Raw genomic sequence first — 26405 nt, forward strand, 5'->3', positions numbered from 1 at the left:
GTCACCATGATTGACAACCCTTGTTTTACTGCAAGCGTGTATATCTGCACTGTTTGCACTGATGGATGCCCCAGTAATACTTAAATAGTTTGGTTACCTTATCCAGCTAGTAAAAGCTCAGTCGTAAATATATAACGAAGAGTATTGCAACCACCATGTTTACCAAAGCAATTTTTTGTGCATAAAAGTTTGTTGTAATAACCACAAAATTCAGTATGACTTAAGCCTTCACTTGATCTCTTGCGCTAAAGATAATAGGTTAACGCTGTCAATAGAACGAGGAACGCAATGAAATCGCATCAAAACAATAGAACTAACAGCAAGGTGGTGATTACCGCCCTGATGCTGTTTGCACAGTTGTTTTTGTTTGCCTCAGATGCTTTTGCTTTTGATAACCTCATCGAAAACGCTTCAGAATCCCATCATGAACTGTGTGTTCAGGACTCCAATGTTTGTCAGCCAGATAATGGTTCTGTAGACAACGATGGACCAGACAACTGTGACCACTGCTGCTCCTGTCACGGGCATTTTACCCATATCGTATTATTCCAAAATATCGATAGCCAGTTAGGAAAACTTGGCGAGACGGCACTTGCCGCTTACCGTACACTCCCTCCGTCTCACCTGCAACCTGGTATCGATCGTCCTCCCAGAGCCTGAATCCTAGTCATTTTTTACCCATTTAGTTACTGACCAGGATTTACACTATGAACTCTTTTTTTTCGCATGCGCGTGAGCGTATGTGCACACTTGTCGTGGGTAGCGTGTTGCTATTTATCTCACCCGCGTCCTTAAGCAAAACGATGACGTTGGAACAAGCTGCACGCTTAACATTGCAGCAACACCCCGATTTACAGCGATATCAGTCACTGCTAACAGCCGCTGAGGCAGATAAAGCGCAGGCTAATCTTACTCCGGCTTATCATGTTGGCGTTGAAGCAGAAAACCTGCTCGGCTCAGGAGAGGCATCAGGCATTAATGATACTGAGTTGACGGTTTCACTCTCTTCTGTCTTCGAGATGGGAGGAAAGCGCAATGCAAGGGTATCTTTGGCAGATGCCAATTTATCCCTGTTACAGTCAGAACGCTATGTCGCTTCGCTCAAACTGTTAAGCGAACTGACCCGGCACTATGTAAAAACACTCGCGGCAAAAGAGCGGCTCACATTGGCAAAAACGTCTGTTTCTCTTGCTGAAGAAGCTCTGTCTATCGTTGAACAGCGTGTGGAGAAAGGCGCAACCAATAAAGCGGAATTTCTGCGCGCCAGAGCCGCACTCAATCAAGCCAAAGTCGACAAAGCATCCGCTGAAACGGCTCTGGCTATTACCAAACAATCACTTGCACTATTTTGGCAGGGAGATGCTGAAGTGATTGACATAGTATCTGGCTCTCTGAGTAAGCTTCCTCCAAAACGGCAGTATTCCGCTGTTTATCAACAGTTTCTTGAATCAGCAAATGTGGAACGACTCACCCAAGCTATCAATATGAAAGAAGCTGAACAAAAGCTGGTAGAAAGTAATGCCAGTGCTGATATTTCATGGCGCATTGGTGTGCGGCGCTCTCAGACGGTTCAGGATACGTCTGTTGTTGCTGCTGTATCCATGCCGCTTTTCGCTGAACAAAGAAACCAGGGTGCTTCTCGGGCTGCCCTGGCGAAGAAAAAAGCCGCGGTAATTGCCAGAGACAGTCAGATACTGGAGATAAAAGCATTGCTCTTTAAAGCGCAGCAATACCTCAATTTCTCCATTGATGCTGTAAAGCATATCAACGACGCCGTTTTGCCCGACCTTGAAACAGCTACCACGCTCGTGCTCGAAGGTTACCAGCGAGGGGCATACAGCTACCAGGACTGGATTGCATCCAGAGATGCGTTGATACGGGCACGTGCAAAGGTCATCGAATTGAGCGAAAGCGCGTTAGTGAACCAGTCACTCGTTGAACAGTGGACCGGACTATCCGGTCAGGCCTCTCCTACTCAAGAATTCCGGAATAACCATGAATAGACTATTCGTTATTATCTCACTACTTCTGTGTCTGACAGATGCCAGTGCCGCAGCAAGTGATAAACAACCCCATGCGGCTGAATCCAAAACATTTACCAATAGCAGCGTATCCCTGACATTAAGTATTCAGGATACAAATAAGGGGGCATATTTACTGGCAGAAAGGGTTGAACGCTCACAGCCGCTGCCCCCCGACAGTCTTAAGGTCACTCTCAATCGTATGGGAGGACGTCAGAAAAATATACGTTTTGAAACTTATAAAAATGGACTCAGATCCACAAGCTTCATCGCTGAGCCGCACTCATTTCTCGCGAATATTACACTCTTACTGGGAGAAAATAGCTTTTCCTGGGACTGGAAAAAGCACGAGGCCCGAACTGAGATTGATGATGCCTATTCCAGTCAGGCTGGCGTTACCACAACAATGGCTACAGGCGGTGAAATAAAACAGCACACCGAGGTTTATGGTCAACTGACTATACCGCCCCAGCAGCGTGCCGAAGTTCACGCCCGGTTTACGGGTATTGTAGAGCAGCTCTTTACTGATATTGGCCAGATCGTGAAAGCCGGTGATCAAATGGTACGCGTACAGTCGAATGACAGCCTCCAGTCTTACGCTGTGAAAGCACCAATCAATGGCATTGTCGTATCGCGTAACCTGAATATCGGAGAGCTTACCAGCACAACACCGCTTTTTACGATTGTTGATACCTCAGTTCTCTGGGCGGAATTAAAGGTATTTCCATCCCAGCGAAGTCAGATTGCTGAAGGCAAATCTGTTCACATTATCGCAAATGGTCGTCAATTCGACAGTACAATTACCAGCATTATTCCTTCTCACGAAGGGCAACCCTACCAGCTAGCACTGGTAAAAGTGGTGAACAAGGACGGTTTACTCTCTCCCGGCGATTTAGTCACAGGCATCGTCGACTCACAACAAAAATCGGTGCCGGTAAAAATAGAAAATCGGGCCATTCAAATCCTGAACAATAAGCCAGTTGTGTTCCTGAATGAAGGCAATGCTTATCAGGCAACACCTGTAACCTTAGGATTGCAGGACGACAACTTTTCCGAAGTCGTCGCCGGACTATCTGCCGGACAAAGGTATGTTGTCGACAACAGCTACTTAATCAAAGCGGATATACAAAAATCCGGCGCATCGCACGCGCACTAATGGGGGGAGAAAATGATAGATAATATTGTTCGCCTCTCAGTCGAGCGGCGTTACCTGCTGTTAACCCTGGTGCTCGTCATCATAGGCATCGGCATTTGGAGTTATCAGCGGCTACCGATAGATGCGGTGCCGGATATTACTAATGTTCAGGTTCAGATAAATACGGAAGCACCTGGTTATTCGCCACTTGAAGCCGAGCAGAGGATCACCTTTCCGGTTGAAACGGCGTTATATGGTTTACCGAATTTATCTTATACGCGGTCTATTTCACGCTACGGACTTTCTCAGATCACAGTGGTATTTGAAGAAGGAACTGACATTTACTTTGCCCGGAATCTTATCGATGAGCGGTTAGCAACGCTGAAAAGCGTTCTGCCGCCTGGGCTTGAACCTGAGATGGGACCAATTGCAACAGGCTTGGGTGAAATCTTCGTTTACACGCTGGAGGCGAAAGACGGCGCCAAGATGCCGGACGGCTCGCCCGTTACGCCTATGGCACTTCGTGAAGCTCAGGACTGGATAATCAAACCACAACTGGCTCAGGTTAAGGGCGTGGTGGAAGTGAATACCATAGGGGGGTATGACAAGCAGTATCACGTGATGCCACATCCAGCGAAGATGCTGGAAATGGGTGTGACTATGGCAGATATCCGCAAAGCGTTGGTAAGCAACAATGACAATGCTGGAGCCGGGTATATAGAGAACAATGGCGAACAATTGTTAGTCCGCTCACCGGGCCAGTTAAAAACCATTGAGGATATCAGTAACGTTGTTGTCGGCCGTAAAGGTTCCGTGCCTGTTTTAGTCAAAGATGTCGCCGAAGTGGGACTGGGCAAAGAACTGCGCACAGGGGCAGCAACCCGAAACGGCAAGGAAACCGTGATGGGCACCGTGATGATGTTGGTCGGAGAAAACTCGCGTGAAGTTGCAGCGCTCACCAATGATAAATTTCAGCAAATACAAACATCATTGCCTGAATGGGTTAAGGCAGAGGTGGTATATAACCGCACTACGCTAGTAGACAAAGCCATCCAGACTGTGCAAAAAAACCTTCTGGAAGGCGCACTGCTGGTTATCGTCATCCTGTTTTTACTGTTAGGAAACATCCGTGCCGCCCTCATTACGGCGGCTGTTATTCCTATCGCGATGATGATGACTATTACCGGCATGGTTCAGCGGGGAGTCTCTGCCAACCTGATGAGTCTCGGAGCGCTGGATTTTGGTCTGATTGTGGATGGCGCTGTCATCATCGTGGAGAACTGTATTCGCAGGCTCTCAGAGGCGCAAAAGCAACAAGGGGGTACACTGGCGCTTAAAGCGCGCTTACAGGAAGTTAAAGAGGCCACTATTGAAGTTATTCGCCCCAGTATGTTTGGCGTGGGTATCATCACCGCGGTGTACTTCCCGATATTCACCCTTTCTGGCGTAGAAGGGAAAATGTTTCACCCCATGGCAACAACGGTGGTAATCGCATTGCTTTGTGCGATGGTATTATCACTCACTGTTGTGCCTGCTGCGATCGCCGTATTTATGCGCGGAAAAATCAGCGAAAAGGAGAGCATCATTATCCGCGGCGCAAAAGCCATTTATCGACCAGCGCTTGAATGGGTGCTTGAATTCAAATCGCTTATTCTGGCAGGCGCGCTGGGTCTCGTTGTGGTTTGCTCATGGCTTGCCTCTACTTTAGGTTCAGAATTCATTCCACAGCTGGACGAGGGGGATATCGCGCTGCATGCACTGCGTATTACAGGTACGGGATTAGAGCAGTCTGTTGAAATGCAGGAACTCCTTGAAAAAACCATTATCGACTTTGAAGAAGTTGACAAGATATACGCGAAAGTGGGTACGCCAGAGGTGGCCACCGACCCCATGCCACCCAATGTTGCCGACACATTTGTGATGCTCAAGCCCCGCTCTGAGTGGCCCACTCCGGATAAGCCTAAATCGCAGCTCATTAAGGAGCTTGAGAAAGCAGTCACAGCGCTACCGGGCAATACCTACGAGTTTACGCAGCCTATCCATATGCGCTTTAACGAGTTAATTTCCGGTGTCAGAGCCGACATTGCGATTAAAGTATTTGGTGATGACCTGGATACATTGCTGGCATCAGCAAATTCGGTTGCATCACTGACGAAAGGGTTATCTGGCGCAGTAGATACCCGTGTTGAGCAGGTAGACGGTCTGCCTATGTTATCAGTCATTCCTAAACGTGATGTAATGGCACGCTATGGCCTGAACATCGACGACATTCAGTCTCTGGTTTCGACCAGTATTGGTGGTCAGCAGGCAGGCTTGATCTATGAAGGTGACCGGCGCTTTAAACTGGTAATTCGCCTTCCTGAGCAACTGCGACGCGACGTTCAAAAGCTTAAGGTACTGCCAGTCCGCACACCCGATGGGTATGTTCCTTTACAGGAGGTGGCCACATTAGAAGTCAAACCCGCGCCAGCACAAATCAGTCGGGAAAACGGCAAACGCCGCGTGGTCGTTACAACCAACGTTCGCGGGCGCGATCTAGGCAGTTTTGTCGCAGAGTTGCAGGTTACGTTGAATGAAGACTTGAAACTACAAGATGGCTACTGGCTGGAATATGGCGGAACGTTCGAGCAGTTGGAGTCGGCAAGCAAAAGGCTGTCCTGGGTGGTCCCGGTGACGCTGGCGCTCATCGTCGGCATCCTTATTCTTGCATTTGGTTCAGTAAAGGATGCTTTAATCATCTTCACCGGTGTGCCGCTGGCACTAACTGGGGGCGTACTTGCGTTGTGGATTCGGGGTATGCCGCTGTCTATTTCTGCCGGTGTAGGGTTTATCGCATTGTCAGGCGTCGCTGTATTGAATGGTTTAGTGATGCTCGCGTTTATCAGGCAGTTGTGGTTTGAAAAAGGCGAGCTCTACACCGCTGTCATTGAGGGGGCAATAGTCAGGCTTCGTCCCGTTTTGATGACTGCCCTGGTAGCAAGTCTTGGCTTTGTGCCCATGGCACTGAACACAGGCACCGGTGCTGAGGTTCAACGGCCGCTCGCGACGGTGGTTATCGGCGGCATTATCTCATCGACTTTACTTACACTGTTCGTTCTCCCAACCTTATACCAACTGGTGCACAGGAAAGCGGATAAACAGTAAAACAATGCCCTGGATAAAACCAGGGCACGACAGGAGTATGTATGGGGCACTCACATTCCCATAGCTCAGAAAAAATTGGCTGGGCTTTTTTCCTCAATTTTGGCTTCACTATCATTGAGTTTATTGGAGGATGGTTAACAAACAGTACCGCTATTATGGCGGATGCCGTGCATGACTTAGGTGACACATTGTCAATTGGCAGTGCGTGGCTTCTGAATAAACTCGGCACTAAAAGCGCAACGAAAGAGTTTACCTATGGCTATCGGCGGCTGAGCTTACTCGGGGCGCTGATAAACGGCATTGTTTTAATCGTTGGTTCTGCCTGGATCCTTTATGAAGCAGTGCCACGGCTGAGTAATCCAGAGATGCCAGAAACAGATGGCATGATTGCACTGGCTATTCTTGGCGTACTGGTCAACGGCTTCGCCGCTTTTAAATTACAAGGTGGTAAATCGCTGAATGAAAAAGTTCTGAACTGGCATTTACTCGAAGACGTTTTAGGTTGGGTAGCGGTACTCATTGTCGCTATTGTTATGCAGTTCAAAGACTGGCCCGTTCTGGATCCAGTTCTTTCCATCGGATTTACGCTTTTCATTCTGTTCAACGTTATCCGAAACCTCGTCAGCACCGTGAAGCTGTTTTTTCAGGCGTCACCAGACAACGACCTTTTACAAAACGTGACTGATAAGTTGCTTGAACTTGATGCTGTTAACGATCTGCATCACCTGCATATCTGGTCGCTAGATGGTGAGCATCATGTCGCGACAGTTCACATCGTTAGTCAATTTGAATCGAAAGCTGAATACCTCGAACTAAAAGAAAGTGTATCCAACGCGCTGCAAGAGTTTGAGTTATCGCATACCACTATTGAAATTGAGCTAACCAGCGGAGAATGTCGGGATACAGATTAATTTGATGATGAATAATCAGATGTTTCAGTCACGATCTTTCTCCTTTCTGTGCGCTTCTTTTCGCCCTTCCTCTAATCCTTGAATGTAGCCATCACGATAGGCAGCGTTTTCATCGCTCAATTCCTGAAAACTCTCATGTTTACTTTCAGCGTCAGGAGAGTGGTCATGTCCGTGGCTACCGTGCATGAACATGTGCATAAATGGGCACAGCAGCAATATCAGAAAGGGGAGAAACTGGGCAACATGATGACCATGTTCAAAAATTAAAAAATAAGTTGCGGCGGCAATAAGGGCTAACGCCGCCCAACCGGTAGGTGTCGACCAAAATTTAGGATGCTTGCTTTTCATGATTAGCCCTGTACCACTTTGAGAACACCGCGATACATCTGCATTTGGCAGTGAAAAGCATGTTCGCCCGGTGGAATATCTGGAAGGTGGATTTGCGTGACTTTATTCAGTTTTAACTGCTCACTGATATTGAGTGTGGGGATAAGCAGTGTTTCTGAGCAGGGAGTTTGATCTTTTCGCAAAAATTTAAGTGTAACAGGTTGGTTTGCGTTTACCTGAATGGCGGACGGCGAATATACGCCATCCTTGACTTCTATTGTCACATCATTGTTGATTACCATTGTATTGTCGGCTGTATATAGCCAAAACCACCAGACAATCAGCGCGATAATTGCTAGTCCCATAAGGTTAATAATCATCATAATGTGTCTCCTTAGTGCTCTTGTGCCTTAAAAAGGCGAAGTCGATTGGCATTCGACACGACTGTTAGCGAAGAAAAGGCCATAGCGGCCCCAGCAATGACCGGGCTTAACAGCAAACCAAAAAATGGATAGAGCACGCCAGCAGCGAAAGGAATACCAGCCACGTTATAAACAAACGCACCAAACAGGTTTTGTTTAATATTACGTAAGGTAGCTTTGCTTACCACGATTGCATCAGCCAAGCCATGTAGAGAGCCGCGCATAAGGGTGATATCTGCACTTTCAATCGCAACATCTGTACCTGTTCCTATGGCAAAGCCAACGTCTGCCAACGCAAGTGCCGGGGCATCATTAATCCCATCCCCCGTCATGCCCACTATTTCCATCTGATCCTGAAGTTCCTGCACTTTGTTGGCTTTGTCTTCCGGCAATACTTCAGCAAAAAATTCGCTTATCCCCGCTTTATTTGCCACCGCTGCGGCAGTTTCCTTATTATCACCTGTTAACATGATGACTCGGATACCATTGGCTTGCAGGCGTTTGATGGCAGAAATAGAGTCTGATTTTATGGGGTCGGCAACCGCAATGATGGCTGCTAGTTGTCCATCTACTGCGAAATACATCGGGGTTTTGGCTTCTTTGGCCAGAGCTTGTGCTTTATCGGTGTACTTGCCTAAGTCCACCTGTTTTTTTGCCATGAGCTTGCTGTTACCAAACAACAAGGCTTTTCCATCACAACGGGCTTCGACTCCCATACCCGTAATGGCGTTAAATACCTCAATTTTAAGCAGCTCGATATCTTGCTCTAAGGCACTTTCCACTATCGCCATAGCCAAAGGGTGTTCGGAACCGCTTTCCAGACTGGCCGCCAGTTGCAGCACTGTCTTTTCATCACTGGCATTGACTAAAATAATGTCAGTGACTTTGGGTGTACCTTCCGTAATCGTCCCGGTTTTATCCAGTATCATTGCAGTGATTTTTGATGCAGTTTGTAGCGCTTCGCCATTGCGAATAAGCACGCCTGCTTCAGCAGCCTTGCCAACCCCCACCATCACTGACATCGGCGTGGCCAGGCCTAATGCACATGGGCAGGCAATTATCAGTACTGTGGTGGCTGAAACGATAGCAAACGCCAGTGCTGGCTCTGGCCCAAAGTTCAACCATGCCAACGCACTGAGCACAGAAACAATCATGACAACAGGAACAAAATAGGCAGATATCACGTCCGCTAAGCGACCGATAGGCGGTTTTGAATTCTGTGCTCGTTTGACCATCGAGATGATTTGGGCCAGCGCGGTGTCTTTACCCACTCGTGTCGCTTTGAATAAAATCATGCCTGACTTGTTGAGGGTCCCCGCTACAACTTCATTTTCTAACATTTTTTCAACGGGCATGGGTTCACCCGTGAGCATGGACTCATCGATCGAGGTATGACCTTCAATGACGACACCATCAACGGGAATTTTCTCACCGGGTCTGACTTTGATAACATCATTGAGCAGCACTTGCTCGATAGCAATCTGGACCTCTTTATAGTCCCGAATGACTGTTGCGGTTTTCGCCTGTAGCCCAATCAAACGTTTGATAGCTTCCGATGTTTTGCCTCTGGCTTTGAGTTCAAGTGCTAAACCTAAGTCAATCAAGCCAATAATCATGGCTGTCGCTTCAAAATATACGTGCCTTGCCATTAGCGGCACTGTGTCAGGCACAAATACAACCAACATCGAATAGAACCACGCGGTGCCCGTACCAAGCGCAATCAGGGTATCCATATTGGCAGAATGATTTTTAAAGCTCTTCCACGCACCAATATAAAAATGCCTGCCGGAAAAGAACATGACACCTAGCGTTAGCAGGCCAACGACAAACCATGACAGTCTCTCTGTATTGGTCTCAACCGTCATTTCACCGACAACAATGCTATAGATCATTAGGGGGACACCCAACGAAAGCGCAATAAAAGTATCCCGCATCAACTTTTTGTAATAGGCCCAATCTGCGGCTTCTTTTTCATCAAGAGCATCAGTGTCGGGACTATCTTCAAGTGGCTTGGCGTTGTAACCAACAGACTCTACGGCTTTAACCAATGACTGAGCATCCGCTGTACCCGATATAAGCACTGTTCTGTCTGCAAAATTCATCTCTGCGCTCTGCACCCCCGGTGTCTGCTTCAAGGCTGCTTCTATTTTGCCGACGCAACTGGCACATCCTGCACCTTCTATTACTAATTGTTGCTCTGTTACTGCTGCGCTCATGGTGTTCTCCTTTTTCTCACATTCCGAAGATTTCTTTTTAGACTGACAACAACAACTTTTTTCAGAAAAAACATCTGCGTTAAACTGTGTCATTTCCTGTCCTCCTCTAAAGCTGTATGTTCAAACCCTTCTATCAAATGACATACCATGTGTGGGGTTGGGGCTTTATCTTCCATTAATTCCCATTTACTTACTGCTAACGTCATATTTTCGCGTAGTAATTGCATTGCTTTAAACTGTCTTTCTGTTTCTGCCAGTCTTTCTATAATTAAGGTTCTAACCAGAGGACAAGCCGTCTTACCGTGATCTGCTTCACTAAGAATTTGTTTGATATCATCAACCGAGAAACCTAGTTGTCTTGCGCTTAATATGAACTTCAATCTGGAAGCATCTTTCGTTGAATAAAGCTTATAGCCATTGTCAGATTTAGCCGGATTGACCAACTTCAAGCGTGTGTAATAGCGCACAGTGTCTGGCGTAGTAGCCAATGCTTTTGCGATCTCTTTAACCTTCATGGTTACTCCGCTGTCTTTCACCTAGGTTTATACTCTCACCTTGAGCATAGACCTGTGTCTAAGACACAGGTCAAGCAGGATTTTATAGTTTCAGTTAATCTTCTGATCTCGAAATCAACGTATTCATACCCCGCTAGCGCGAAGCGACCACTATTTTGCTGTTTGTTTGCTAATCGGTTCTTTTAATTAATAATTTTAGTATTTTTCAACCCGGAATTGGCGTAAAAAAGATGCACCTATCCTGTGATTAGCTTATTTTGGGGGGATGATAGGGAGGTGAATAGATACCAGCCAATGGATTAATTTTCAGTTCAAAAAATGAACCCAGATTAGCGTTCTTGCTTTGTAGCCCATAATTTTCTGTCGTCACGAAAGTCTGCAAATGGAAAGCTGTACAAAATCCACCTTTACAACAAGAGCATTGTCCTGATTGACATTTCTGGCAATCCTTTTCATTTTGACCATGTCTTGCAGTCAGGTCAGAGCCTTGCTTGTGTGCGGAGTGCGATGTATGAGAAGGACCTTCTGTCGATTTATCAGTCTGTGGATGGAAGGTTGATTCTGCATGGTCATCACATCTCATAGGCTTAGCAATAGCAAAACTGTGCTGTGTTAGCAGCACAGTAACCAACGCTATCTTTAACCACCTAAATATGCGATACATGAAAAATCTACCCGTTATCATCAGGATAAACTAGCAAATACCCAAACACTCCTTCTTGATATGGATCAAGTTTTACACAGCCGGATTAATTAGACCAATGAATATGAATGATTTTCCAACTTCCTTTTTGCAATTCCAGTATCATGGTTTCCATACTTTCATAGTCACGTTCTTTGCCTTTATAAACACCTTTTGTATGACTTCTTGAAATCGAAATAGCAGTTGTTCCAACAACCTCTACCTGATGCTCTAGCGTTTGACTATCCACTGCGCTTAAATACGCCATATCAGCTAACATATGGTGCTGAGCGTATTCGAGCGCACTTCTCTCTACGCCACCGCCTTCAAAAATTGTTACATCATCAGCAAGTAAATCTTGTGCTTGTTGCTTATCTCCTGATTTCAATGCCTCATGAAAGGCAACTACAACTTTTGCAGCAGGAGAGTCTAATCCCTTGAATAGCGCTTCATTTTGATGTTTATCACCATGCGCAAATACAATGGAACTAAATGTAGCAACGGAAAAAAATAAGGCCGTTATAATTTTCATTTTTATCTCATTTTCAGGACGCTGGACCAACAACTGAGGTTAGCGCAGCAGTTACCAACAATATGGCAAAAGCAATCATCATTTCTATTGTGATAGATTTTGACAATAACTGTCTGCCGGTTCTATTTTTAAGTTCTGGAACAAGTTTTAATTTGTGTCTGGCCGCGATAGCCAAAATGCAAATGACCAAACTTAATTTCAAGAGCAAGACTTGGCCATAGCTTGACTTGAGCAAGTCATCGAAACTATTGACGAGTTGAGTCACCAGAATCAAGCCCGCTATGAATAACAAGCTCACCAGCACAGATGCTTGTCTTCCAAAGCTTTCCATAAAATTCAATAATTTGTCGTCGCTTAAATAATTGCAGGCAAGTTTTAGCGGATACAATGCGCCAAACCACCACGCCATTACGAGTACATGAAACATTAATAGTAACTGTTTAATGAAATTAAGCTCGGATACATGCCCTAATAAGATAAAGGAGTACGCCAACACCAAGATAATTGCCATCATCAATGCGTACTCAATATAATGCTTATACTTGGCTGATTGAGAAGTAGAAGATACTGAAATGATTGCTAAGGCAGCAAGCAGTCCAAGTCCCCGCATTAAAGTAGTGTCGCCTATAGCCGTACTCCACATAATACTGACCATGTCAGGATCAAATGCGCCTTGTATTCCATCTTCTGCCATTGCACCTGTCGTAGCAAAAAACCAAACGAAAGTTGCAACAATAGCGAGTATCACAAATGCAGTCGTCAATTTCCGATAATTGACATTAACTGCTGATTTAGACTCGGTAAGGTTGCTATACGCAAAAAATGTATATCCAGCCACTGCCGCAACCCCCGTATAAAACATCAATTTGGATATCACTATCACAGTATTCCAGATATACATTTCCATTATCATTTTCCCGCTTAAATTAATGCACCATGAAGCTGAAGCTTTCTTTCATTTTATGCCCATCAGCACCCAGCATGATTAATTTGACTTGGTAGTGAGCAGGACTCAGGTTTGGCAAGCTCCATGAAAAATGAGCAGCGGCTTCCTTTGATGGTGTAAAATCAAAGTCTACTTCATCCCCTTGCTGGTTTTTTAAGACCACTTTAATCAGTCTGACTTCCTTACTGAAACTGACTGCTAGCTCACTTGGACTTTCCATTAGCATCGCATTATCAGCAGGTACACTGGATTCAATCTCAATACCTTCATGAGCCATAGCGATACTGCTGAACAGCAACCCCAAAACTGCAACCGACTTAATTAATGTTTTCATTTTTACCTCTTTTGTATATGAACCTATCGTATAGAAAAATCTTGTTTCGCTTTGTTTACGTTAAAGTATGACCACTTAATCTCCTTTTTGTGGAAGTGCCTTGATGGAAGGCAAGCGCATTAGAAAATAAATAGCAGGCAGTACAAGTAGCGTCAGTACAACGGCACTTGCCATTCCGCCAACCATTGGCGCTGCAATACGACTCATAACCTCAGAGCCGGTGCCGGTGCCATATAAAATAGGTAGAAGACCAACGATAATGGCGGCAGCGGTCATCATAACCGGGCGCACGCGCATGCCTGCCCCATCCAGAACCGCCTTTCGCAATTCCTCAATGTCAGGCGACCGATTTTCTGCCAGGCAACGAGCTTTGAGTGCGTTAATAGACTGATTGAGATAGACCAACATAATGACGCCTATCTCTACCGCCACACCTGCCAGTGCAATAAAACCGACTCCAACAGCAACCGAGAAATTGAATCCTTGCAGATACATCAGCCATATGCTGCCCACCATTGCTAACGGAAGCGTCCCCATAATGACAGCGACTTCGGCGACATTTCTGAAGTTCAGATACAGCAAGATAATAATGATGGCGAGAGTCAGAGGCACAACGTAGGTTAGTTTCGCTTTTGCCCGAAGCATATATTCATACTGACCTGACCAGTTTAATGAGTATCCGGCAGGCAATACTAATTTGTCGGTTACAGCTTGTTGCGCTTGTTGTACATAACTGCCGATATCGACACCATCAATATCGACAAATACCCAACCATTAATCCGGGCATTCTCACTTTTGATCCCCGGAGGCCCGTCTTCTACGTACACTGACGCGACGTCCGCTAAGGCAATGCGCATACCATTGGGTGTCACTATGGGTAATCGGGATAATTGTTTGGGTGAATCCCGGTAGTCTTGCGGATACCTCAGGTTGACCGGATAGCGTTCCTGCCCTTCGACGGTTTGAGTTACATTCATCCCACCTATCGCAGAGGCAACTACCTGCTGGACATCAGCAATATTCAGTCCGTATCGGGCGGCGTTTTCACGGTTAATATCGACTTTTAAATAGCGCCCTCCGGCAACCCGCTCAGAGTAAACCGATGCCGTCCCCGGCACATCTGCGAGTATGGTTTCAAGTTGTTTACCAATATCCTGAATCGTACCGAGATTAGCTCCTGCTATTTTTATGCCCACAGGGGTTTTAATTCCCGTTGCCAGCATATCAATGCGCGTTTTGATGGGCATCACCCATGCATTAGTGACACCGGGGAATTTAACTAATTGATCAAACTCTTTTTTAAGACTTTCCGTTGTAACGCCATCTCGCCATTCAGATCGAGGCTTAAGTTGAATAAAGGTCTCGATCATAGTTAGTGGTGCAGGATCGGTGGCCGTTTCAGCGCGGCCTACTTTACCAAACACAGTTTCAACTTCAGGAACAGTTTTAATCAGTTTGTCGGTTTGCTGTAATAGCTCTCTCGCTTTGCCAATCGAAATACCCGGATATGTCGTTGGCATATACATCAGATCCCCCTCATCCAGTGGCGGGATAAATTCGCTGCCAATTTTATTTATGGGCCAAAACCCGATCACAGTGACCCCAATTGCAACCAGAATGGTTGATTTGGGAAATCTGAGCACAAAGTTCAATAGCGGCACATAAGCAGCAATGAGCAGCCGATTAATAGGATTTTTATGTTCGGGCAGGACTTTACCTCTGATGAAATAGCCCATTAACACTGGCACAAGCGTAACGGCCAATGCCGCAGATGCAGCCATAGCGTAGGTTTTTGTAAAGGCTAAGGGGGAAAACATCCGACCTTCTTGTGCCTCCAGTGTGAAAACCGGAATAAAGGACACCGTAATAATCAGCAGCGAGAAAAACAAAGCAGGTCCGACTTCGCTGGCGGATTCTGCGACAATTTGCCAACGGTTTTCTTTAGTAAGAGGGGTTTTCTCCATATGCTTGTGCATGTTTTCAATCATAACAATTGCGCCATCGATCATGGCCCCGATGGCAATAGCAATACCTCCCAGAGACATAATATTGGCGTTAATGCCCTGTAGGTGCATGATGATAAATGCCGCTAATATGCCAACCGGTAAGCTGAATATAGCCACGAGTGAAGACCGCACATGAAAAAGGAACACCACACAAACCAAGGCAACGACCACAAACTCTTCCAGTAATTTATGCCAGAGGTTTTCTACTGCTTCTCCAATCAAACCTGAACGATCATAGACAGTGACAACTTCAACCCCTTCAGGCAAACCTTTTTGCAATTCTTTGAGCTTGGCTTTGACACCATCAATAGTCTTTTGCGCATTTTCACCAAAACGCATTACCACCACACCACCAACGACTTCACCCTCACCGTTTAGCTCGGCAACGCCTCTGCGCATTTGTGGTCCAAGGGTAATTTGCGCCACATCACCAATGGTTAGTGGTGTACCTTGTGAATTGATTCCCAATGGAATGGATTCAATGTCTGAAATATTCTTGATATAACCAGAGGCGGTTACCATGTATTCGGCTTCTGCCATTTCAACTACTGATGCACCAGTTTCCTGATTACCGCGCTTTAATGCCATCTGGATGTGACTTAGCGGTATGCCGTAGGCTCGCAATTTATCAGGATCGACCTGAACCTGATACTGCTTAACCATGCCTCCCACCGCAGCTACCTCAGATACACCGGGTACAGTCTGCAATTCGTATTTGAGGAACCAATCCTGAATGCTACGTAATTGACTTATATCGAGCTGGCCGGTTCTGTCCACTAAGGAATATAGGTAAACCCAGCCCACCCCCGTCGCATCAGGACCTAACTGGGGTCTGGCATTTTCTGGCAGAGAAGGTGCAACCTGACTAAGGTATTCCAATACCCGGCTTCGTGCCCAATAGAGATCTGTGCTCTCATCAAAGATCACATAAACAAAAGAATCGCCAAAAAATGAATAGCCCCTGACCGTAACGGCACCGGGTACGGATAACATTGCTGTCGTCAGAGGGTACGTCACCTGATCCTGCACCACCTGTGGTGCTTGACCGGGATAGTTGGTTTTTATGATGACCTGAACGTCAGACAGATCGGGAATGGCATCGACAGGGGTGTTCTTTAACGAAAACAGACCCAAACCAATTAAAATCAATGTGGCCAGAAGGACAAAGAAGCGATTACCTATCGACCATCTAATGATTGATTCGATCATAGTTGTCTCCCATTAATTAATGTGACGAATGATCAACAGAGCTATGCTGTTGAACGTCGTTGTCATGGGAGATATTGGTGATAGTCAGATCATCTCTTACTTCAAAAGTAAAGGTCACCTTATCACTCGCTGCGATGTTGGATAGGTCAATATCATCCGCAACGTGGAAATCCATCGTTGCAGCCTCTCTATTCCACTTATCAATAGGGCCGCGACTTATATTCAAAATACGGCTTCTTCTATCAATAGCGTTAACCACACCCGATACAGTAGCAGAGGGGATTTCAGGCTTATCCATAATATGAACGCCAGTTATCTCAAACCCGTTACCATTTTTTTTACTCACTTCAAAATGTAAGGATTGTCCGGCTTCAAGTGCCTTGATATCGACACTTTCAGCAACGTCAAAATCCATTGTCATTGCAGGCCAATCCCAAGCTTCAGCAGCTTGGTGGGTGATATTGACCATACGGTGAGCTGCCATGACACTATTGATTTCACCTTGCATCCAAATAGAATTGGGTACTTCATCGTGAGTCATACGTTTAAAATCGGAGCTTTTACTCGATTCTGAGTCAATTAGGAATTGTGCAGAGGTGACAACCTTATCGTCTTGATTGAGTCCGCTCAGAATTTCGATATTATCTGCACCTTCTCGTCCTAAGGTCACTGCAATAGACTTGAACTGGCCTTCACCCAACGCCAGCACTACACGATCCTGTTTACCCGTTCTGATAACCGCCTCTTTGGGCACGAGCAGAGCATTACCGCCCTGACTGGTATGAATTGTGATTTGTGCAAACATGTTTGGTTTAAGTTGATAATCTGCGTTGTCAAATTTAAGCCGAACACGTAAGGTTCGATTTTTACTGTCGAGTGTTGGATAGATGTAATCAACAGCTCCTGTCCACTGTTTCCCCGGCAAATAGTCGAGTTTCATTGATACTGGCAGACCTTGTTGAACTAACCCGGCATCACGCTCAAAAACTTCAGCTTCAACCCACACTTGATCCAGCACTCCGATACTCAATAAAGTTGTACCCGGTTTAACATAGAAGCCTTCCCTGATGTTTAAACCATCAACAACGCCAGCTTGTGGGGAGTTAAAGGTGATGTTCTGTTGTACTTTTCGTGACCTCTCCAGTTCGGCGATAAATTGAGAGGATAATTGTAGTGCTTTCAAGCGCTCTTTTGCCGCAGCGATCAAAGAAGTTTCATTGCGTTTTAGTGCTATCAGTAACTCTTCCTGCGCATTGACTAACTGAGGTGAGTAAAGCGTGTATAAGGGTTGATTTTTTTCTACCGGATCTCCAGCCGCTTTCACATACAATCTCTCTATCCAACCTTCTACACGAGGATGAATGTGAATTAATTTATCCTCGTCGTACTGAACATAACCGACTGTTGATATCTCAGTCTGCATTGGCTTCATCTCAACCTTTGCAGTGCGAACACCAAGATTGTTTACCACATTCGGGGATATTTTTATTGCACCGGGGCCAGCATCATCACTGGATGTTGCATCTTCATAAACCGGGATTAAGTCCATACCCATAGGCGATTTGCCGGGTTTATCACGACGGTAATTGGAATCCATTGGCGCGACCCAATATAATGGCTTTTTTTGCTCCGAATCATTCGCAGAATTCTGATTGGTGTCATCATAATTTTTGAAAAAGCTAAGCCCTCCTGCACCTAATACCGCGCCAATAAGCGTTGCAACAATAAGTTTTTTATTTAAGAACATTACTCTTCTCCAAATTGGTGGTTGCGCCCAACATGGTTATTGCCGGTGGATTGGGTCAGGAAATAATTAATGCGGGTAATAGCTTTGAGTGTGTCCACTTCAATTTGAAGTGATGATATTTTGGCATTCAATTCTGCGATTCTGGATCTCACTACTTCCGCAAAATCGCCATCATCGTTGGTATAGGCTGTTAAAGCTGCCTCTGCCTGGTCATGAGTTTGCTTGAGCAACAGATCGTTATAAATGGATTGCCTTTGTGAAAGGCGTTTAAGCTGTTGCAACTCCTTATCAATTGCACTTAGCATCTTTTTAACTAGTAGCAATTTTTCGGTTTTAACCGCTTCAGACTCCGCTATTGATGCAGCCACTTCTTTATCTTGCTTATTCTCGGTAAATAGTGGTAAATCAAATGTGACACCAACTGAAAATAAATCGGCCCTCCCTTCACCACTTTGCATATTGTCCCGATAACCGTAACTCGCATTAACTCCCCATTGGGGCTTGTACTGCTGTTTAGTCAGAGATATTCCTTTATCCGCTACTTCTTGCTCCACATCGATTGCGAGTATTGCTGGGTGTGCTAATAACTCATTAGCTAATGCATTGCGCGAGTAATTATTAGCTTCAACAAGTGCAGGGGTGGTCAGTTTTACGTGTGGCAACTGTTCAGAAACGCTAAAGGCCGATGTCTGACGATCAAAGTCGTAGGTCTGATTCAAATCGTCACTGTTGTAGATCACCAGCCATTCATTTAATCGAGCAATTGCAGATTCAAATTTCTGCTTTTCTGCGGTCAATCTGTCATCAAGCTGAACAATTTCTAATTGAGCACGGATCACATCCTGTTGCCTTATCTTACCGACGACGTTTGAGTAACTTGCCTTAACAACGTCAGCCATTTGCTCAAATAACCCGCGATCTTTCTCAATCAGCCTGATTGTTTGCTGTGCAAGATATGCATCAAACCAAAGCTCAGAAACTGATTGTTTGATTTTTGCGCGTCTGTCTTCACGTAGAAGGGGAAACTTAGTTGATGCCGTTTTTAGTCTGTCCTGCTTAATTTCCAGACTGTCTCCTCTGGGGAACATCTGCGATATACCGACTTTGAACTGAGTCATACCCTCTTGGTTGAAGTTCCATGTATCTGTCGGTAAATTAGCTAAGCCAAGGGATATCTGAGGGTCGGGTAACGATCCAGACGCAATACTGCGCTCCTCTAAAGCAGTTTGCTTAAGTTTATTGCCGTGCTGCCAGGGATCATTTTGCTGTGCAATAGCAATGGCCTGCTCCAGCGATATAACTTGCTCTGCTCTTACGTTTAAGGATAAGAGGCCACAAGCTATAGCAATTGAAAGGTTCAACAAAATGGCTAATTCTTGCTTCATTCAAACTGCTCCTCAAAAGAATTTACTTCTGCATACGCTTTGCTTGTTCCATCTTTAAACAGGATGAGAACGCTATACGGCATGAATTGATCCCCCATTTCCATACCGGGGGAACCAACTGGCATAGCAGGAACAGATAATCCTATAGCGTCAGGATGATCCTCTGAAATGAACTGTTTTATATATTTCGCTGGAACGTGCCCCTCAAATGCAACCCCCTCTCTCGTAACTGCCGTATGACAGGAACGATATTTAGCAGCGATCCCGTATTCTCTTTTGATGTTGCTGATGATTTGAAAATCCTTTGAATATGCACGGATGCCCTCATTCGGAATGTGTGATATCCATTTTTTACAACACCCACAGGTAGGTGTTTTATAAACCAATAGTTCTAAAACTTGGTTTGTCTCAGCGTGTTCATTAGAACTTGCAAACAAAGGAAAAAGCAGCAACGTCAATGCAGCTTTATGAAGTCGTTTTTTAAACATTTTTTGCCCCCAGACATTGCTGGAAAATATAGGTGTGAATGCACCTATTTAATAAACAGGAAGTAATATTTGTAGTGTGTAAATTGCGGACGCACTAATCCCGTGTCAGGCAAAAATTGGTGGTCTGTAAAGCGAAGAGGTCTTTGAGATCGGCTGTTTTAATAGGAAAATAAAAGTAATTTTATCTGAAGTTACAGTATCGACCATTCTGACTGTCGAGAACAAGAATGGACCTGAAGTGCAACCATTAGGTGGACACTCACATGATGAGATATCCTTAATTTCCTCAGATTTATCATTGCTAAGCTTCATCTTGATGCACTCGTCTACAGAGCAATGATTCATCGACGAGTATGTATGATGGCCGTTATCCATAAGCTTGCAAGTCATTGCACCAAAAGCCATTGCCTTTGTGGCGAAGGCAAATAATAAAGCAATAATAACAATATGTTTTGAATGGAATTTATACATCAGCCTATCCTTAACAGCTTTAAAATATAGACCATTTTGACTGATTCGTAAACACCAACGTTTATAATGATTGGCTAGATTCGTGATAGAGAAATTGCTACTTATGGGTACATTACAGAACCCAGCTCGTCATGCAAAGAATTTGCAAAGTTAATCTTTCACTACATAAGCCATTGAATTTAAGAAATTAAGATAGACACAAATTATCATAACAGAGGCAGTTTTACGTGGAATGGGAATTGGGTTGCTGGCAAACCTGAATGTCGCTGCGCACCTTCACTCCGGAAAACTGGTACCTGTACTTTGTCAAAATATCTCAGACATATACGGCGCCTATCTCTATTATGCAGTTGGAATAAAGTTGCCTAATCGTGCTTCCAGATTAATTGTTATGCGAAAAACGAATTATTGGTTTTTTTTGTCTTTCAATTTACTGTGGAGCAGTTGCAGCGATTTCAGGATGATTTCACACTAAGTCAATATTTAGCAGACAAGTAATCACCTGCCCGCAATTAAATTATTCTTTCACGGTGTTTCTTCAGGTTCATAAATTATTAAATAACTTGGGGCTTTAATGCTGTCATCACCTATTCTCTTGTCTGATTATGACCATGATCAGAGATCAGTTACTAGCTAAAATGACGAAAAGCAAGTGCAACTCTAAAGTTTGCAAATTCTTAATTAAGGCGAACAGGTATTTTTCCGCGAGGGAAAACGCTGCCACTTAGCCTATAAGACACTGGTGGATTACCGCCCAGAATGATCATTATGGGTTCCTGACATTGATAATTTGGAGCTTGGGAAATTAGTCTCATCGATTCTAGATCAACCCTACTAGGCTCAGGAGAACCTCCGGGATGGAAATGCCACTCGCCAACGTAATATCTGCCCGCTTTCCAGCGCAAATCGAGTAAGGATTGCAACCCGTTTATCCCTCGTTGAAATGTTGTTCTCCCAGCGAGGGAATCATCAGGTCTCGCAGTGGCTTCAACAAGAAAAGCGGTAGAACCGTCTTTACTGTAAGAGCCTATTAAAATACCGCCGGTTTCATTGTTCCCAGCTTTGATACATTCATCAATAATTTGTTTCAGTGCCGTGGCACTAAGTTTGACTATAGACTTTGCACTTGCGCAAGAAAACGTTATATCCTCAATGCTCATGGGTTTGCCGCTCTACAGTACCATCCTGGTTTTGCTTAAAATATTCGTATGTTCTCTTTGATGTGCCTACTACCCTGCAAATAAATTTTGTGCCTATGGCAGCCCATAAATTTACGTCCTCCGCCCGGGCAGGAAATACCGGATGCCAGCAACCTACTCCCTCGATTTTAGCATCGGTTACGTCAATTTCAGGTGAAGGGCATTTTTTAAAATGTGATATAGCATCAATTACAGGAAATATAGTCTCTTTAGCAGCATAAGCGAAAAGACCTTCCGCTTTCCATGTCATAGCCAGACTCACAAAGACTTTCTCAGATTGCCAGTCAAAATCAGACATAGCCTTGAGTACTTTGTCTTCTCCTGTGCAGTCTACAACGACGTCAAACTTGCTCAGAGAATTTCTAAGGAACTCGCTTTCTGGCGGAAAATCACAGTTAAACGAACGCGCGTTTGCGTCCGGCAAAATGCAATTCAAATGTTCGGCAAGAGCCACTGCTTTGTTTCTACCCACTGCCGACATGGTTAGAGCATGACGACTAAGATTGCCTACTTGGATGTAGTCTGAGTCAAGAATTCCAAGAGAGACGACTCCTATCCGTAAAAGGTTTTCTGATATTGCACTTCCTAACGAACCCGCGCCAATGATCAGAATTTTCTTGCTTTGAATGTCACCGCTTATTTCTCCACGTGTTCTAAGTTGGCCAGAAGTCCAATTTTGTGTGCGTACCCATTTGATGGGCTCCCGCGACAATGATTGCTCACGGTCCCACTCTCTTCTATTCCGTTCGGTAGATCGGAATCCACGTCGTGTCGTCGAGTTGTCACTAATACCAGATAGGCGTAACGCCAGCCAGTGAATGTGCTGTGGTTCTTCTCCTACTTTTTCTTGAAGCGGAAATCCGAGCATTAATGTTTTTGGAAGACGACGGCGATATGCTTTCCTTAATGAACAACCAATATCAACCAGAAAATCTGAGAAAGATAAACCTAAGTTTTTTAACGATTGGTTAAGCTCCATCCACGTTCGTGGAGCCTGCCATGGTTGCAAAATAGGAAGTGCAGGTAGCATAAACCAAATAATATCTTTGATTTTGGGCCTATTACACATAGCCGGAGACCATTCCGACCTCCGGATTAACTTCTTTTCACTATTATAAAACTCTCTTATATAACGTGTATCAAGAGTACCCTGTAAAACACTAATGCTGGCATAGCCCCACTTTCCAATCATTGACTGCCAGAATTTCAGCTCATCTGTTTTCTCCGCAAATCCAATCTGTGAATATGCAGAGTGTCCTGTAAAGGCTGGTAATTCCAACGGTTCACCCTTGACAGCAAGATTTTCAAGCGCAGCTGCATCTATCCATTGTTGTAATCGGTTAAGCCGCCAGAGTACTCTATCAGCCAATTCCTCTGGCTCTTCCAACCATTGACATCGACCAAAAACTGCAAAAGCATTTTCAAGGCATGGTTTTCCAGCAGTCCAAGGTCGCTGAGTTTCATCTTTATAGTTACTATCCTGATGTTGAAACGTAACCGATATCCCATCTTTTTTATCCGGATACATTTCAATTTTGACGAAAGTGCCTTCTTGCCAGATCACAAGATGCCATGAGCTGAACACTGGCATAAATTGAGATGGTTGAACCGAAAGCTGAACGATAAATTTTAATGACCATATTTTACCCTCTGAGAATACCCAGGAGCTGATGGTTTCCGTTCTGGGATCTGCATTAATTAAGTCAGAGATTTCCTGTAATTCATAGGGCACACTTTGAACAACATTAGTCAAGCGAATCGTCCAGTTTTCTGAGGCTCTGCCGGCTTTGTCGGAGTTGTAAATCCACCACTTCGATCTCCCCCTTGTGGGCCAGGGAGTGGAAACAATGTACCAAACAGCTGTTGCCAAAGTTCTGCACTTTCTTTTGCATCTTCAGATGCCAGTGCTTTATGTGCAATTACAGAAGCCCCGGCTATACCTTCATAAAATAGACAAAAGTCTTCAAGGGACAACCTAGCAAGTACGTCATGTTCTTGAACACCATGATCGGATAGAGAGGGTTTTCTTTTTTGATTGTAGAAAGGTTCCCATCGGTTCAAGAAAGTATCAATAAGTTGAACCAGACCACTTGCCATGGAGGGAGTACCATCGTTCAGAGCGTTACCAATTAAATGTTCGAGAGGATATCCTTTAGGATATTTAGGTAGATTGTCGTTATTATTCTGTTTCCACCACTTTACTGCTCTGACAAGGTTTATATAGTGGCCATTACAAGCACGGTTTTTTTCTGCAGTCCACTTTATCTGGGCTAGAGGATGTGTTCTTCCCCAAATGTTTTCATCTCTGTCTGGGAGTAACAAGGGGTGTGCCTTCCATTCAGATGCTGGTGCGTCTTGTAAGCTGTTAGAGCTAGAATCGAACAAGCCTGTTGGCTTCCAATTTTTGTTAAGCCGCCAGTCGGTCTGTTCTTCCAATGAATTTACTGTTTGAACTGACTCTGACCGATAGAGCTGCAAAAGCGATAGCTTTTCCTCTCCAGATGCAGGTATTGCGGTTATAACGAGATCTAGTTCAACGTAAGAAAGTGTAATGCCAAAAGATCGTCCTTGTGGCTGCCATTTGCCAGAATAAAATTTTTCGAGAAATGGCTCGAATAGATCCATCGCATCCCTGGGTGTAGTTCGAGCATAGTCAAGATTAGTAACAACAACAATATCAACATCGGGACGCTTATCATTCAATGGTTTTATGGCAGTTGAACGACGAATACTCCCCTGGAGAAAAGTAGAAACAACAATATCCCGCAGCGGCTCATAGTTATTTAACCTAGTACGAAGCGTTTTGGCCCCATTTTTCCAGTCTTCTTTTTGTTTATCTGTAGGCCTGATTTTTGTTAAAAATTCATTAAATTGTGCATTAAGTTCCATAGTAATTATACCCTGAACGAAGGAATATATGAGGCATGTACCTGACGATTAAAGTCAAACTCGTAAAAAATACAGGTTCCAAAGTAGTCTGTTTGCTGACCGACAAAGAAATTAACTGCATTAGGCGCAGCACTAAAGATGTGGACTTTGGCCCCAACAGGAACACGGACATCTCCAAACTTTTTTGCTACAAATTCCGCAACGTTCGAAGCATGAGCGCCGCTCGTTATTGATTGCAAACCAACCCCCTCTCTCGGGGAGAAATGCAGAATTTGACCAACCTCGGGCAACTCGGACACGATGTAATCTTGAGCGTCCGGAAGAGCATTTCTTGTGATACTGAGTACAATTGCAATGTCCCTACCTCTTTCCATATTTATTATTTCGACATCTGTAAGTCGAATTTCGCCTCCATCATCGACGTTCCATATAGATGGTGAACCCCTTCCCTTCTGCACTAGCTCTACTATTACACTTGATTTAACGCCAAAGCACTTTCCTGCTAGCATAGCGATAGATGAGTGTGCATCAAGAAAAAGCCTGATTTTTTTTCCTCTCTGAGATTGCCTAATTTTATGAAGAAATTCCGTAACGACAGGCTGAATTGAATTCTCCCATTCGATACCTAGGACAGGAAAACGTCCCTCAAAATAATGCAGCAGGGAAAGTGTATTTTCCTCGGAGGCGTCCAAGGTTTCAAATGGACCATCTCTGAATGAACGGAGAGAAACAGCGGTATAATCTTCAATAGGACGTGATTGTATTAGTCCTTCAGCTATACACATTTTCTCAAACTGGTCACGATTAAATTGGTATTTTCCTTGGCCTTTCAGCGTTCGAATCAGACCGTCATAGCGAAAATCTGAGCTGGTTTCGCAAGGCGTTATCCCGACAAATTTAAACCGCATATTAGCATTTTCTCGTAGACGCTCTAGAGAATCTGCTGGCGCCTCAATCCTAAAACCTCTGAGGAGTTCAAAGAGTTCTTGATCATTATTAAGTCCTAGATGATCGCGCCACAACTTCCTAACTTTGCCCATATTGCTTCTTGCCGTTTTGCCAACCGCAAGCTTATCCAAATCCAAAGAGCCGTCAGTGTTCCTATGAATTTCTCCTAGGGGATCGCCGTCTAAGATGGTGTCGGTAGTGACAAGAATAAAAGAAGAACTTGGATCAGCTACTACTTTTGCTTCTTTGAGACGTTGAAGCAAAGAGTTGGACTGCGCGTTGATGAATTCGGGATTAATCAGGCTTTCGTAACCAAATCGGCCTCCCGAAACAACATGATATTTTATCTGGAAATACTCTGCAGCAATCCGTTCTGGGTTGTAACCTGATCTTGGCGGATTATATTTAACTACTACATCATCAAACGCTTTAGGGGCATCAGCTTCATACGACACTTCTATAACATCAGACCTAGTCCTATCTTTTAGAAATGAAGCGTAATACCAGAATACCCTAGCTTGATAGTCGTGCCCCTGCCAACCTGCAACAACAGCCTTTGCCATAAGAAGAATCCCAAATCTTAAAATTATCACCTTAAATTCAGGGATTCAATAAAGCTATGAATATAAAACCATTACAGGCCATAAATGTTACAGACAGTAGTTTCAACTAAATTTGGTGGGATTTATTTAATAGTTTCGGATGTGAGCTATGAGCGAAAAATCTCCTTAAAAGTCCGCACTGCCCACTTAACCTAATCGCTCGTACCGGAGTAAGACTTCCATTTTCTCAATATCCGCTTAGTGCCCGAAGAACACATTTGTATCACAATCGTTTTAATTTAGAGATAGCTGCAAAGCAAACTGAAGTTTGATCT

20 protein-coding genes are annotated in these 26405 nt (G+C 44.5%); 5 read left to right on the forward strand and 15 right to left on the reverse strand.

What is annotated here, in order from left to right; all coding sequences use genetic code 11:
* The first annotated feature begins 288 nt into the window (after positions 1-288).
* From J3369_RS10820 to J3369_RS10840, 5 genes are all read left to right on the forward strand, one after another.
* Entirely contained in the window at positions 289-660 is a 372-nt protein-coding gene (locus tag J3369_RS10820; protein ID WP_349586632.1) for a hypothetical protein, read from the forward strand.
* A gap of 143 nt (positions 661-803) precedes the next feature.
* Entirely contained in the window at positions 804-2003 is a 1200-nt protein-coding gene (locus tag J3369_RS10825) for a TolC family protein (protein WP_349586634.1), read from the forward strand.
* Positions 1996-3177 carry an efflux RND transporter periplasmic adaptor subunit gene (locus J3369_RS10830; RefSeq protein ID WP_349586637.1) on the forward strand — a complete coding sequence of 394 codons (1182 nt, stop codon included), beginning with the start codon at positions 1996-1998 and terminating at the stop codon, positions 3175-3177. Before J3369_RS10825 ends, J3369_RS10830 begins: the two co-directional genes overlap by 8 nt.
* 12 nt (positions 3178-3189) lie before the next feature.
* A complete protein-coding gene (locus J3369_RS10835; RefSeq protein WP_349586640.1) occupies positions 3190-6300 on the forward strand; it encodes an efflux RND transporter permease subunit in 3111 nt (1036 codons plus the stop codon).
* Between the two features lie 41 nt (positions 6301-6341).
* Positions 6342-7211, forward strand: coding sequence for a cation diffusion facilitator family transporter (locus tag J3369_RS10840; protein ID WP_349586643.1), 870 nt, complete (start codon positions 6342-6344; stop codon positions 7209-7211).
* A 24-nt stretch (positions 7212-7235) separates the two neighbouring features.
* Here J3369_RS10840 and J3369_RS10845 read toward each other — a convergent pair whose 3' ends face one another.
* From J3369_RS10845 to J3369_RS10915, 15 genes are all read right to left on the reverse strand, one after another.
* Complete coding sequence (locus J3369_RS10845; protein WP_349586645.1) at positions 7236-7559, reverse strand: DUF2933 domain-containing protein; 324 nt, start codon at positions 7557-7559, stop codon at positions 7236-7238.
* A 2-nt stretch (positions 7560-7561) separates the two neighbouring features.
* A complete protein-coding gene (locus J3369_RS10850; RefSeq protein ID WP_349586647.1) occupies positions 7562-7921 on the reverse strand; it encodes a cupredoxin domain-containing protein in 360 nt (119 codons plus the stop codon).
* Between the two features lie 11 nt (positions 7922-7932).
* On the reverse strand, positions 7933-10176 hold the full coding sequence (locus J3369_RS10855; RefSeq protein ID WP_349586720.1) for a heavy metal translocating P-type ATPase: 2244 nt from the start codon (positions 10174-10176) through the stop codon (positions 7933-7935).
* Between the two features lie 89 nt (positions 10177-10265).
* Positions 10266-10691 (reverse strand): MerR family transcriptional regulator, encoded by a 426-nt coding sequence (locus J3369_RS10860; RefSeq protein WP_119500363.1) that lies wholly within the window; start codon positions 10689-10691, stop codon positions 10266-10268.
* A gap of 749 nt (positions 10692-11440) precedes the next feature.
* A complete protein-coding gene (locus tag J3369_RS10865) occupies positions 11441-11905 on the reverse strand; it encodes a YybH family protein (protein WP_349586651.1) in 465 nt (154 codons plus the stop codon).
* Positions 11906-11918: 13 nt separating this feature from the next.
* A complete protein-coding gene (locus tag J3369_RS10870; RefSeq protein WP_349586654.1) occupies positions 11919-12812 on the reverse strand; it encodes a CopD family protein in 894 nt (297 codons plus the stop codon).
* A 19-nt stretch (positions 12813-12831) separates the two neighbouring features.
* Positions 12832-13185: a copper resistance CopC family protein gene (locus tag J3369_RS10875; protein WP_349586657.1), complete on the reverse strand. Its 354-nt coding sequence runs from the start codon at positions 13183-13185 to the stop codon at positions 12832-12834.
* 75 nt (positions 13186-13260) lie between these two features.
* Positions 13261-16401 carry an efflux RND transporter permease subunit gene (locus tag J3369_RS10880; RefSeq protein ID WP_119500359.1) on the reverse strand — a complete coding sequence of 1047 codons (3141 nt, stop codon included), beginning with the start codon at positions 16399-16401 and terminating at the stop codon, positions 13261-13263.
* A gap of 16 nt (positions 16402-16417) precedes the next feature.
* Positions 16418-18148: an efflux RND transporter periplasmic adaptor subunit gene (locus J3369_RS10885; protein WP_349586661.1), complete on the reverse strand. Its 1731-nt coding sequence runs from the start codon at positions 18146-18148 to the stop codon at positions 16418-16420.
* On the reverse strand, positions 18148-19533 hold the full coding sequence (locus tag J3369_RS10890; protein WP_349586664.1) for a TolC family protein: 1386 nt from the start codon (positions 19531-19533) through the stop codon (positions 18148-18150). The genes J3369_RS10885 and J3369_RS10890 overlap by 1 nt, the downstream gene beginning before the upstream one ends.
* On the reverse strand, positions 19530-20021 hold the full coding sequence (locus J3369_RS10895) for a DUF411 domain-containing protein (RefSeq protein WP_349586667.1): 492 nt from the start codon (positions 20019-20021) through the stop codon (positions 19530-19532). Before J3369_RS10895 ends, J3369_RS10890 begins: the two co-directional genes overlap by 4 nt.
* Positions 20022-21169: 1148 nt before the next feature.
* A complete protein-coding gene (locus J3369_RS10900; protein ID WP_349586669.1) occupies positions 21170-21652 on the reverse strand; it encodes a Mov34/MPN/PAD-1 family protein in 483 nt (160 codons plus the stop codon).
* A complete protein-coding gene (locus J3369_RS10905) occupies positions 21642-23444 on the reverse strand; it encodes a ThiF family adenylyltransferase (protein WP_349586671.1) in 1803 nt (600 codons plus the stop codon). The genes J3369_RS10900 and J3369_RS10905 overlap by 11 nt, the downstream gene beginning before the upstream one ends.
* Positions 23441-24580: an SMODS domain-containing nucleotidyltransferase gene (locus J3369_RS10910; RefSeq protein ID WP_195812080.1), complete on the reverse strand. Its 1140-nt coding sequence runs from the start codon at positions 24578-24580 to the stop codon at positions 23441-23443. The genes J3369_RS10905 and J3369_RS10910 overlap by 4 nt, the downstream gene beginning before the upstream one ends.
* Before the next feature lie 5 nt (positions 24581-24585).
* On the reverse strand, positions 24586-26091 hold the full coding sequence (locus J3369_RS10915) for an SAVED domain-containing protein (protein ID WP_349586673.1): 1506 nt from the start codon (positions 26089-26091) through the stop codon (positions 24586-24588).
* Positions 26092-26405 lie beyond the last annotated feature (314 nt).

It is taken from the genome of Alteromonas sp. NFXS44, assembly GCF_040148705.1.
GTDB lineage: Bacteria > Pseudomonadota > Gammaproteobacteria > Enterobacterales > Alteromonadaceae > Alteromonas.